The sequence below is a fragment of the Sphingobacterium allocomposti genome, from assembly GCF_008124885.1.
Lineage (GTDB): Bacteria > Bacteroidota > Bacteroidia > Sphingobacteriales > Sphingobacteriaceae > Sphingobacterium > Sphingobacterium allocomposti.
In genome coordinates this window covers 32,941-45,349 of the sequence record NZ_VNHX01000012.1, presented here as the reverse complement: position 1 = coordinate 45,349, position 12,409 = coordinate 32,941, and the positions used below count along the sequence as shown (strand labels likewise).

Annotated in this window: 12 protein-coding genes; 8 read left to right on the top strand and 4 right to left on the bottom strand. The window is 45.5% G+C overall.

Annotated elements, in window-relative coordinates:
* Complete coding sequence (gene argS / locus BC792_RS10030; RefSeq protein WP_148908872.1) at window positions 1-1,785, bottom strand: arginine--tRNA ligase; 1,785 nt, start codon at window positions 1,783-1,785, stop codon at window positions 1-3.
* A gap of 109 nt (window positions 1,786-1,894) precedes the next feature.
* Here argS and BC792_RS10025 point away from each other — a divergent pair, with 109 nt between their 5' ends.
* Window positions 1,895-3,286 (top strand): arginine decarboxylase, encoded by a 1,392-nt coding sequence (locus BC792_RS10025; protein WP_148908871.1) that lies wholly within the window; start codon window positions 1,895-1,897, stop codon window positions 3,284-3,286.
* Window positions 3,287-3,443: 157 nt separating this feature from the next.
* On the opposite strand, the gene BC792_RS10020 is transcribed toward BC792_RS10025, so the two are convergent.
* Complete coding sequence (locus tag BC792_RS10020; protein ID WP_148908870.1) at window positions 3,444-4,886, bottom strand: dicarboxylate/amino acid:cation symporter; 1,443 nt, start codon at window positions 4,884-4,886, stop codon at window positions 3,444-3,446.
* Window positions 4,887-5,028: 142 nt separating this feature from the next.
* A complete protein-coding gene (locus BC792_RS10015) occupies window positions 5,029-5,379 on the bottom strand; it encodes a 4Fe-4S dicluster domain-containing protein (protein ID WP_148908869.1) in 351 nt (116 codons plus the stop codon).
* A gap of 139 nt (window positions 5,380-5,518) precedes the next feature.
* Here BC792_RS10015 and BC792_RS10010 point away from each other — a divergent pair, with 139 nt between their 5' ends.
* The 7 genes from BC792_RS10010 to BC792_RS09980 all read left to right on the top strand — a co-directional run bounded on the left by BC792_RS10010 (window position 5,519) and on the right by BC792_RS09980 (window position 11,927).
* Window positions 5,519-6,541, top strand: a complete 1,023-nt coding sequence (locus BC792_RS10010; RefSeq protein ID WP_148908868.1) for an acyl-CoA reductase — start codon at window positions 5,519-5,521, stop codon at window positions 6,539-6,541.
* Window positions 6,542-6,583: 42 nt separating this feature from the next.
* Window positions 6,584-6,787: a fructose-6-phosphate aldolase gene (locus tag BC792_RS10005; RefSeq protein ID WP_148908867.1), complete on the top strand. Its 204-nt coding sequence runs from the start codon at window positions 6,584-6,586 to the stop codon at window positions 6,785-6,787.
* 9 nt (window positions 6,788-6,796) lie between these two features.
* Entirely contained in the window at window positions 6,797-7,477 is a 681-nt protein-coding gene (locus BC792_RS10000) for a cell division ATP-binding protein FtsE (RefSeq protein WP_148908866.1), read from the top strand.
* 136 nt (window positions 7,478-7,613) lie between these two features.
* A complete protein-coding gene (locus BC792_RS09995) occupies window positions 7,614-8,156 on the top strand; it encodes a nucleotide exchange factor GrpE (protein WP_317131711.1) in 543 nt (180 codons plus the stop codon).
* 4 nt (window positions 8,157-8,160) lie between these two features.
* Window positions 8,161-9,306 (top strand): molecular chaperone DnaJ, encoded by a 1,146-nt coding sequence (dnaJ, locus tag BC792_RS09990; protein WP_148908865.1) that lies wholly within the window; start codon window positions 8,161-8,163, stop codon window positions 9,304-9,306.
* Between the two features lie 420 nt (window positions 9,307-9,726).
* Window positions 9,727-10,317, top strand: a complete 591-nt coding sequence (locus BC792_RS09985) for an outer membrane beta-barrel protein (protein WP_148908864.1) — start codon at window positions 9,727-9,729, stop codon at window positions 10,315-10,317.
* Window positions 10,318-10,622: 305 nt separating this feature from the next.
* Window positions 10,623-11,927 (top strand): DEAD/DEAH box helicase, encoded by a 1,305-nt coding sequence (locus BC792_RS09980; protein WP_148908863.1) that lies wholly within the window; start codon window positions 10,623-10,625, stop codon window positions 11,925-11,927.
* Here BC792_RS09980 and coaD read toward each other — a convergent pair.
* Window positions 11,924-12,400 (bottom strand): pantetheine-phosphate adenylyltransferase, encoded by a 477-nt coding sequence (gene coaD, locus BC792_RS09975; RefSeq protein ID WP_148908862.1) that lies wholly within the window; start codon window positions 12,398-12,400, stop codon window positions 11,924-11,926. The two genes, BC792_RS09980 and coaD, sit on opposite strands and share 4 nt — an antisense overlap.
* Between the last annotated feature and the right edge of the window lie 9 nt (window positions 12,401-12,409).

Sequence of the window (12,409 nt, the reverse complement as noted above, 5' to 3'; positions counted from 1 at the left end):
TTACATACGTTCTGGTACCTGTATGCCTAATAAACGCATACTTTCTGAAATGACACGGGCGGCAGATGCAGACAGGTGTAAGCGGAAGTTTCTAACTTCCTCGTCTTCTGCTTTTAGGATGGTTTCCTCGTGGTAAAATTTATTATACAGTTTAGCGACTTCGTATGCATAATTTGCAAGCTGGGCCGGCGAAAATTCCGCAGCCGACGCCTCCAATACCAGTGGGTAGTTTGCCAAGGACTGGATAAGATCCTGTTCGTACGGCGACAACCGTTCCGGGTTGCCGACAGCTGTTTCCTTGTTGAAAGAAGCTTTACGTAACACCGATTTGATGCGCGCGTGCGTGTATTGTATAAATGGTCCGGTATGGCCTTGGAAGTCTACTGATTCAGCAGGGTCAAATAACAGCCGTTTCTTGGGGTCGACCTTCAGTAGAAAGTACTTCAGGGCACCCATTCCGATAATATTGTACAAGGCAGCTTTCTCCTCTTCCGTGAGGCCCTCGGTCTTTCCAAGCTCTTCGGTACGGGCCTTTGCGGTTTCCAGCATTTCGTTCATGAGATCGTCGGCATCAACCACTGTTCCTTCCCGCGATTTCATCTTTCCAGAAGGAAGATCAACCATGCCGTAGGACAAATGGAACAGGCCGTCGGCCCAAGGTTTTCCAAGCTTTTTCAAAATAAGAAATAGCACCTTGAAATGATAGTCCTGCTCATTTCCTACAACGTAAATAGACTCATCCATTTTGAACTCATCGTATTTGAGCTGTGCCGTCCCCAGATCCTGCGTGATATACACCGACGTGCCGTCGCCGCGAAGTACCAGCTTCTGATCGAGTCCTTCGTCCGTGAGGTCGATCCATACCGAATTGTCTTCTTTCTTGAAGAAAACCCCTTTGTCGAGCCCCTCCTGAATAATATCCTTACCTAACAAATAAGTGTCCGACTCGTAGTAAAACTTATCAAAGTCTACGCCAAGCTGTCTGTACGTTGTCTCAAAGCCGGCGTATACCCATCCGTTCATGGTCTTCCACAGTTCGAGGACTTCTGCATCTCCAGCCTCCCAGCGCTGTAGCATCCGCTGTGCTTCCTGCATAAGTGGCGCATTTCGTTTAGCTTCCTCCTCAGAAGAGCCCTGCGCTTTCAGATGCTCGATTTCCTTTTTATACGCTTTGTCGAAGACCACGTAATATTTGCCTACCAGATGGTCGCCCTTTAAGCCTGTGGAAGCCGGTGTTTCGCCGTTGCCGAATTTTTTCCAGGCCAACATGGATTTACAGATATGTATTCCCCGGTCGTTAACCAGATTGGCTTTTACGACTTCGTAGCCGTAAGCCTTTAAAATTTCAGCTACCGAATAGCCGAGCAGATTATTCCGTATATGGCCCAGGTGCAACGGCTTATTCGTGTTTGGCGAGCTGTATTCCACCATTAGCTTCTTTCCATTGGACGGATAGATGCCGAATTTATCATCCAGCAGCTGTTGATTGGCAACTCCTATCCAATAGCTATCGGATAAACTTATGTTCAGGAAACCCTTGATCACATTGAAGCCTGCGATATCGGGCATGTTTTCCTGTAGCCAGTTTCCGATATCAGTCCCGGTTTGTTCGGGCGATTTCCTGGAAACACGCGTCACGGGAAATACAACTACCGTAATATGTCCTTCAAACTCCTTGCGCGTTTCCTGTAAGGTGATCTGCGAAGCAGGGAATTCGGTACCATAGATAGCTTTAATTGCCTGGGTGGTTTGCGCTACTAACGCCTGTTGGATAAAATTAGCCATGTAATTATTTCGTAATTTTTATAACTTTCTGATAATGAATTGGAAAAATATAAACCCTGATAGTTAGGTATTCATTCTGAAAGTATATCTTTGCCAAAAATAATAAAAAATGCAAAGCTATCAGGAATTTCTTGACTTAAGTGTTGGTTTTCCGCAAGACGGATTCGAAATTATCGACGACGAATTGTACTTCCACGATTTGAATTTGATGGAAATGATAGAGACGTATGGCACGCCCTTGCGTTTTACCTACCTACCTATTGTCAGTAAAAAAATTCAGCAGGCGAAGATATTGTTTCAGACCGCTATATTGAAACACGACTACCGCGGCACTTATAAATACTGTTACTGTACGAAGTCCTCCCACTTTAAACATATCGTGGAGGAAGCGCTCAAGAACGATATACATTTGGAAACATCCTCGGCTTTTGACATGCCGATGATCGACTCCCTGGAGCGTGCGGGCACAGTGACGAAAGATATCACCGTAATCTGCAACGGCTTCAAGACATATCAGTACAAGCAGTATATCATCGATATGATCCACGACGGGTATAAAAATATTATACCGGTACTTGATAACAAGGAGGAATTCAATCTCTACGACGATGAAATTGAATTGGACGAGCCCTGTGCGTTAGGTATCCGTGTCGCGTCGGAAGAACAGCCCGACTCCCAGTTTTATACATCGCGTCTGGGCATCCGTATGGAAGACGTCATCGACTTCTACAATAATAAAATTGCAAACAACCCGAATTTCCAGGTTAAGCTTTTGCATTTTTTCATTAATTCCGGAATCTCCGATACCCCCTACTACTGGAATGAATTGGAGAAATACGTCACGTTATATTGTAAATTTAAAAAGGTGAATCCTGAGCTCGATACCCTCGACATCGGTGGAGGTATGCCTTTTAAGGATTCGCTGGTCCACGACTTTGATTACGAATACATGGTTAATGAGATTGTTAACCGCATCAAACAGATCTGTGCGCACCACGAAGTGATGGAACCGGATATTATAACGGAGTTTGGAAAATATACGGTGGCTGAGGCTTCCGGAATATTATATAAGGTGCTCGGACGGAAACAGCAGAACGATCGGGAAAAGTGGTTTATGATTGATGGTTCGTTTATCACAAATCTACCTGACGTTTGGGCGTTAAACCAGAAGTATATTCTATTGCCTATCAACAACTGGGACTCGGAGTATGAGCGGGTGAATCTTGGCGGTATCACATGCGATGGACAGGATTATTACAATCAGGAAGCTCATATGAATTCCGTGTTCATGCCGAAAACCAGAAAAGTACAGTATTTAGGATTCTTTCATACCGGAGCCTACCAGGATGTATTAAGCGGCTACGGTGGCATTCACCACTGTCTGTTACCTTCGCCTAAACATGTACTTGTACGCCGGAACCGCGACGAAACTTTCAACTACGAGGTGTTCGGCGAAGAGCAGAACTCCAAACAGGTCATGAAGCTGCTAGGTTACCAATAGCTGCGCTTCTCCTACGATAAACCAGTCGTAGATTCTTTCTTCGTTTGCACCACGGAAGAGCGTACCTCATAAAAAAAGCTGTATAGAATTATACAGCTTTTTTTATGAGCGATTTGTTATTTTTATATAAAATATTGCCCCAGCTCGTTGGGCACGTCTATACCTCGGAAGTATCGTCCATCTTAAAAGGCGCTTCTTCATCAAACTCACCTTCCCATTTAGCGACGACAACCGTAGCAAGGCAGTTCCCGATAACATTGACCGACGTTCTCGCCATATCCATGAGCTCGTCAATACCTAGAATAGCGGCAATAACGAATGTCGGCAGCCCGAACTGATCCGCAGTGGCAATCAGAACGATCAACGAGGCTCTAGGCACGGCGGCTACACCCTTCGAAGTAATCATCAGCGTAAACGCGATTAATAACTGCTGCCCGATGGACAGCGGTATGCCTGCGGCCTGTGCGACGAATATAGATGCCAAGGAAAGGTATAACGAGGTACCGTCGAGGTTAAAGCTATAGCCCGTTGGAATAACGAACGAGACTATCTTTCTGGGCACGCCGAACTTTTCCATGGCATTCATCGCTTTTGGCAGTGCCGCATCGGAACTCGTTGTAGCAAAAGCGATAGAGACAGGTTCCTTTATTGCGTGGATAAACTGACGGATAGGGACTTTAAGAAACAGGGCAATAGGCAGCAGAATACACGAAAGAAATAAAAGAAGTGCAAGGTATAGGCTGCCGAGAAGCATGAAGAGGTTTTTCAGGATATCGACGCCAAGATGTCCCACCGTATAGGCCATTGCTGCCCCAACGCCTATCGGAGCGAACAGCATGACGATGTTCGTGAATTTGAACATCGCTTCAGACAAGCTCTCCGTGAAGTCGACCAGCGGTTTCCGCTTTTTCTCCTCTACAAGGGCGAGGCCTATGCCGAAAATCACGCCGAATACCACAATTTGCAACACTTTGTTTTCATATACTGCTTTGACGATATTTTCGGGGAATGTGTCCCGGATAAATGCGTTAAACTTATATACGCCATGTGCTTGCGGAGCGATATGCTCCAAGGCCTTTTGGTCAGCGTCGGCAATCGTAGACATCGCAGGGAGTTCCTCGTGCGGCATATGTGCCACATCCACTCCTACCCCCGCCTGCGTAATATTAATGACAATCAGCCCTATGAAAATAGCACAGGACGTTGCGCAGAAAAAATACAGCATAGACTTCCATGCCATGCGACCTACGGATTTCAGATCAGAATGGCCCGCAATACCGTAAACCAGCGTGGCAAAGAGAATTGGGCCAACGATTGTTTTTACGAGTTTAATAAAACCCTGGGAGAGCGGCTGCATGGCGCGGGCCAGATCCGGAAAGTCGAGTCCGACGAAGACTCCCAGAACCAAGCAGGTCAGTATCCAGGTCGTTAGATTTTTGCGGGCAACGGCGTTTAACGTTAAAACTGCCGCGACGACCCACCGGACAACCATCATAAAATCAGGATGGATGGAAAACCAGTTAAATTCATAGATTAAGGTAAGAATAATGGCGATCGAAACAGTAAAAAGGGTAATAACACCTACTTGTTTTTTTAGCATTTAATTGTGTTTTTTGTTTCTTAAAGAAACAAAAATAGAAAAAACGGCCTGTATCCCAAATCGGATACTGTATTAAATACGTTATATGCAAAAAAAACACCGCTTTTGGCAGTGTTTTGTCTATCTTAAACAGTTCAGGCTTTTACTCCGCATGCAACCATGCCTTTTTAGCTAAAAGTTCTTCCTCTGTCTCCACAACTTCTTCATCTTCCACGCAACAGTCTACCGGGCATACGGCCGCACATTGCGGTTCGTCGTGAAAACCTACACACTCCGTACACTTATCTGACACTATATAGTAAACCTCGTTGGAAATTGCTTCCTGCGGTGCATTGGCGTCCAACGTCACTCCGTCGCCAAAATCGATAACTCCGTCTAAAGCTGTTCCATCCGAAAACTTCCAGCTTACACCCGCGTCATATATCGCATTGTTTGGGCATTCGGGCTCGCATGCTCCACAATTTATACACTCATCCGTAATTTTAATTGCCATTTATAACCTCACAATTATAATAAATAACCTAATTTTGTCCCGTCTATATTTTCAATACTATACAAAGTTAGTAGTAATTTCTTATAGACACGCAAAGATACTTGAAAAAAATATCAGAACCATTCTAAATAGAAACATTTTGACAAAGAAACAACGAATAGAGGCTTTTGTTGCCCTCGGTGATTTTTTGCTTTCCGACAGCAGGGAAATCGGCGACAGGTTAGCCATAGCAGCGGTTAAAAATCCCTGGTATACTCCAGATAACGTTCGTAAACAGGTGCGAGCGATATGTGAAAACCTAACGGAAGAAAAACTTGAAAGCTGGTTATCCTCGTATCCCGATATCTCGTCGGCGCGCGTGGTCGGTCTGATTTTAGCGGGGAACGTCCCGCTGGTAGGGTTTCACGACATCATGTGCGTACTGCTGTCCGGCTTCCATGCACAGATTAAGGTATCGTCAGACGACGCCGGTCTGACTACTTTTGTGTTAGAGAAGCTGGTGCAGATCGCCCCCGCCTTTGCTCAGAAAATCCAGCTTGTAGAACGCCTTTCGGACTTCGACCTCATTATTGCAACCGGAAGTACCAACAGCTCGCGTTACTTTGAATACTATTTTGGAAAGAAGCCCCATATCATACGGAAAAATAGGAATTCGGTGGCGTTGTTGACCGGCGAAGAAGACAAAGAGGCACTGACGCGGCTTGGATACGATATCTTCGACTATTTCGGCTTAGGCTGCAGGTCTGTCTCTAAACTTCTTGTGCCCCAGGGATATGATATGTCCCGTTTTTTCGAAGCTATAGAAGGTTTCAGCGACGTTGGCAACCATCACAAGTACCGCAATAATTACGACTACAACAAATCTATCTATTTAATCAATAAAGACCGGCATTTCGACAACGGATTCCTGCTCTTGAAAGAAGATCCCCGAATGGCTTCCCCTTTAGGTGTCGTCTTTTTCGAAGAGTACGAAAATTTGGATGCGGCGGCTTCACGGCTGTCCGCCGACGCCGGGCATATTCAATGTTTAGTTACGGAAGCAACAATAGAAACCGCTATTCCAACGTTTTCTTTAGGTAACAGCCAGTGTCCCGGTCTGACAGATTATGCAGATGGTGTAGATGTTCTCCGCTTTCTTTTTGCTCATGCCGCGGATAAGTAATTTAAACGTGGCTGGTTTGACAAAAAAGTTTAACTTTGTTCAATGTATGTTATTAAAGTAAAAGGTGTGGCGAAAATCCCTGACTACGTACAGTTGAGGGACGAAGCGTTTACCTTGCTAGCATATTTTCGGGTGGACAGGCCCGATAAGTCCTTGGAGAAAATAGGTCTCGGAGATAAAGCTGATTACATTATGCGGATCGTAAAGGAAATGCCTTTTGGTCAGATAAAGAAAATTGACGTATAGACGTATACTATGGTAGAAAACACGGTTATTAAATTAAAAAACGTAGATATTTATCAACAGAAACATCTGGTTCTTTCTCACGTTAATCTGGATATCAGTCAGGGCGAATTTATTTACCTGATCGGTCAGTCCGGCACCGGAAAGAGTAGCTTGCTAAAGATTATTTACGGCGATTTATATATCGGTAGCGGTGAAGGTATGGTTGCAGGATTTGATCTGAAAAAGCTGCATGAGAACGATGTCCCTTATCTTCGTCGGAAACTGGGCATTGTGTTCCAGGATTTTCATTTATTAAACGACCGTACGGTAGAGAAGAACCTCGAGTTCGCGTTAAAGGCCACGGGATGGACGGAACGGGGGCTAATTGAGAGCCGGATGCTCGATGTGCTTGAGAAAGTTGGGCTGCGCTCGAAGCTTCGCAAGATGCCTCATGAGCTTTCTGGAGGTGAGCAGCAGCGCGTCGTTATCGCCCGTGCGTTGCTTAATAACCCGGAAATTATTTTGGCGGATGAGCCCACCGGGAACCTGGATCCTGCGACCTCAGAAGAGATTGTGTTGTTGCTGCGGGACATCGCGTCGGCAGGAACGGCGGTCCTAATGGCGACGCACGATTATCAGATTATCAAAAATATGCCCGCCAGGATCATCAAGACAGCCGACACGGCGTTGTACGACAACGTTACTATTTAGCGTACTGACATAAAATCCTCAAAGCCGACATTTTGATGGTTTATCTGCGGATGAACTGACAGGGTGTCGGTTTGTGGCATACTGGCAATATTATTGAACCCTTGACGAAAGGTATAACGTAGGTATATATTAAGAAATGATGAACGAACAGGAAAACAATATTCAGGATGAAAATCTAAACCAGGCCGACCAGCCTGCGGAGCAAGAAGTTGAAAATTCGGAAGAAAGCATAGAGCAGCGTTTACAGCAAGAACTGGCACTCGCGAACGACAAGTATACACGTCTGTTTGCTGAGTTCGATAACTATAAGAAAAGAACATCAAAAGAACGCGTTGAACTTATTCAGTCGGCCAGTAAGGACGTGTTGGGTAAACTTCTGCCCATTTTGGACGATCTGGACAGAGCATTGGGTGCCATGCAGACCGCGCAGGAAATCGAATCCGTAAAACAGGGCGTGGAGCTGGTCAGCCAGAAGTTCAAGAAAACACTCGCGCAGGAAGGATTGAAAGAGATGGAGGATGTTATCGGTCAACCGTTCGATCCTGAATATCAAGAAGCTATTACGGCGATTCCTGCACCTTCGGAAGATATGAAGAACAAGGTGATAGATGTAGTTGAAAAAGGATATTTCCTGAATGATAAGGTTATCCGGTTTGCAAAGGTAGTAATAGGTCAATAAGAAGATGGCTAAGAGAGATTATTATGATATTTTGGGGGTTTCGAGGACAGCAGACGCTTCGGAGATAAAATCAGCCTACCGTAAGCTGGCGATCAAATACCACCCGGATAAAAATCCTGACGATAAGGATGCGGAAGAGAAATTTAAACAAGCCGCAGAAGCATATGAAATATTAAGTAACCCCGAGAAGCGTCAACGCTATGACCAGTTCGGTCACGCAGGAAACTCAGGTGCCGGCTTTGGAGGCGGAGGCATGAACATGGATGACATTTTCAGCCAGTTCGGTGATATTTTCGGTGGAGGAAGTCCGTTTGAAAGCTTCTTCGGAGGTGGATCCCGTGGCGGCGGACGCCGTGTACAACGGGGAACAAATCTCCGTATCAAGGTGAAACTTACGTTGGAAGAAATAGCCAAAGGTGTTGAAAAGAAGGTAAAGGTAAACAAACAGGTGCACTGCCGTACGTGTGGCGGAACGGGCGCTAAAGATAAAGCTTCTTACCATACCTGTAGTACCTGTGGCGGGTCCGGGTCGGTCCGTCGCGTAACGAATACGATACTTGGTCAGATGCAGACCACCAGCACCTGTCCTACCTGTAACGGCGAAGGCGTGGAGATTACGTCAAAATGTACGTCGTGTAAGGGCGAAGGACTCGAAAGAGGTGAGGAAACAATTGCCATTAATATTCCAGCGGGCGTCAGCGAAGGAATGCAATTATCCATGAGCGGAAAAGGTAATGCGGCCCCCCGCGGAGGTATACCGGGCGATCTGATTATTCTCGTCGAAGAGGTACCGCACGAAACATTGAAACGGGACGGTATCAATGTAATTTACGACCTATATATTAATTTTGCAGATGCAGCGCTCGGAACCAGCGTAGAGATTCCTACGATAGACGGTAAGGCGAAGATAAAGATTGATCCCGGAACACAAGGAGGTAAAATATTACGCCTGAAAGGAAAAGGTGTTCCCGAAGTAAACTCCTACCACAAGGGCGATCAGTTGGTGTACGTGAACGTCTGGACACCCAAGGTTGTTTCTCCGGAGGAACGTTCGCTATTGGAGAAGCTGAAAAACTCGGCTAATTTCAAACCACAGCCAGGCAAGAGCGAAAAGTCGTTTTTTGAACGTATCAAAGAATACTTCGAATAACTATATATAAAAATAGAAACCACAGCGGGGTTATCATCCTGCCAATATAAAGGGAAGCCATCGGTTTCCCTTTTTTACATGCTACCTTCTCTCCTTGCGCACCCCGCTATTGCCGACTGTATCATCGGCGCTGCCAATCAAAACTCGCACCCCATACAGACATCCGTGCCACTGACAAATCTACATCATCAACTGCTATACCAATTAGACGACTGTCATAGTATGGCAGCCCGATTGCCGTATTGTCACGCTAAATAATCTGCTTTTTTTATACGTAATAGTAAACTTGTTGAATATTAAATAGTTGACGAAACAAACATTTTAATGACAAACTTCCCTCTTAGTTGGCATATATATTGAACGGTCTGAATATAATTGACGAAAAGTCAATATTTTTTAATAAACATTTATTCAAGCATTATGAAAAAATTATTCTTAACTCTAACAGCTGTAACAGCATTAACCTTCGCTTCTCAAGCACAGACAGAGAAGGGTAAATTTATTGTAGGTGGACAAGTAGGCTTTGAAACCTCTAAAGTGAAAGATACAGATAACAAAGGGAATTCTTTCTCTATCAATCCGACAGCGGGCTACTTCGTGAGCGACAACTGGGCTGTTGGGACAGGTATAGGATACAGCTGGAACAAAACGGAAAGGGCCGGCGATCCTGATTTTACGCAAGAGTCGAATGCTTTCCAGGTAGCTCCTTTCGTAAGAAATTATATTGGCGATGGACAGTTTAGGTTTTTCTCCCAATTATCCGTACCGATGGCATGGGGAAAAACTACCACGACAACTAACATCGAGAGCGAAGCTAAATTTGAGAGATACGGTGTCGAACTGGCTCCCGGTTTTGCCTTCTTTCCCACAAGCAAAGTAGGAATCGAGCTAAAAGTCAGGGGTTTATATTTTGAATCTGACAAGAATAAAACTTTAGACAGGACGACAAATACCTTTGGATTAAATGCAAACTCATTGGCTCCTAGTATAGGCGTACAGTTTTACTTCTAATCTACTCCAAGAGTTTTCTGTTAAAGGGGTGCCGTTCTACTGGCACCCCTTTATTTGTGAAGCGACCAGCTTTCCCTATCCTTATGGAAGTAGTTGGCTTGAGTGTCCGGATACCCACATATTAAAAAAGGCTTCAACCGGGGAGATTGAAGCCTTTCTACTAACTAACCAATTATTAACCTAAATTATGAATTACTAATATCATATCAACTCTTATGCCAGGAAGATTTGTCTAATCTGTTTTAACGTTCTTTAACGTTTTAGCATGGATATTCATTTCCGCGATTAATGCGTATCTTTGGTCAATGGAACAACAACAGATTTTACAGCGGCTGCAGATCGCCGACCTCAACGACATGCAGCGCGCCGTATTGGAACAATACGAGTCCGGCAAGGACTTCGTGCTTCATTCACCTACCGGAACCGGAAAAACCCTGGCCTTTACGCTTCTGTTGGGAAAGCTACTGTCGCCCGACACGGACACGGTGCAGGCGGTCATTGTTGTTCCTACGCGCGAACTGGCCTTGCAGATTGAACAGGTCGTGCGGAAAGCGCTCCCCGCCCACAGAACAGTATGTGTATATGGCGGAAACGACACCAAGGCAGAGAAAAGGAAATTGACGCATCCGCCGGCGGTACTGATCGGTACCCCCGGACGCCTGATGTACCACTTCGAACGTGCGCATGTCGACTATTCTTCGATTCATACCTTGGTGCTTGATGAGTTTGACAAATCGCTCGAATTTGGTTTTCATGGGCAAATGGTATACCTTGTGGAGCAGCTAAGTGGCTTAGCAAACCGGATTTTGACGTCGGCAACGAAAATGACAGAAATTCCGGCGTTCACGGGGATAAGAAATTTTGTCACTGTCGATTTTTCCGACAACCGCGCAGCAGCTCCCCGCCTATTCATTAAGAAAGTTATTGCACCTGCACAGCATAAGCTTAAGGCACTTTTCTCTTTGTTATGTATCAATGGAGAAAAGAAAACAATCGTATTCTGTAACCATCGCGACGCGGTCGATCACATCAGCGACCTGCTCGATGACAGAGGCGTTATTCATGATCTGTTTCACGGCGGACTTGAACAGAGTGATCGTGAGTTGGCATTGCTCAAATTCAGGAACGACTCAAACCGTATTTTGATCACCACAGACCTGGCTGCACGCGGATTGGATATACCGCATGTCGATGTCATTATTCATTATCAGCTGCCTTATACGGAAGACGCTTTTATACACCGTAACGGTAGAACGGCCCGTATGCAGGCCACCGGAGAAGTATTTGTCATCCTCAAGCCCGAAGAGGAATATCCCTACCTGTCCTCCGACACGCAATCCATTTCGTTGGAAGGCGACTATCCACTCCCGCCAAACTCTCCGTTTGCTACACTTTATCTGACCGGCGGTAAAAAAGACAAAATCAATAAGATCGATATCGTTGGTTTCTTACTTAACCTACCGGACGTACAAAAAGACCAGATCGGCTTAATTGAGGTAAAAGACCGCGAGGCGTTTGTGGCAATCGATAGGACCATCGCGGCGGCCGTTATTAAACTGGCCAACGGCCAGAAAATAAAAGGAAAAAAGGTAAAGGTGGGGCGGACCTAGTCTTCTCCTGCAGATAGATAGGGCAACAGCGAGCGGGGAACCAATGCCGATACGTCGCCACCATTGCCGAGGATGTCGCGGACGATTGTGGACGATATATGAGCTAAGCCCGATTTCGCCATAAGGAAATAAGTTTCTACTGCCGGTGATAGCTGTGCGTTATTCTGGGCGATCGCATTCTCAAACTCGAAATCATTCGTGTTACGGAGGCCCCGCAACATGTAGCTGGCACCCACCTGTTCACAAAACGATACCGTGAGTCCTGAAAATTGCCTGACTTCTACCCTTTCGTTTGATTGAAACACCTCCCGTATAGCCTGCTCCCGTATATGGTGGGGCAACAGCCCTTTTTTTGCGCTGTTGACGCCGACCGCCACAATTATTTTGTCAAATAAGCTTAGTCCCCGTAGCACAAGATCTTCGTGTGCAATAGTGAAAGGATCAAATGAACCGGCAAAAACGGCAATTTTCATGAGTGTCGA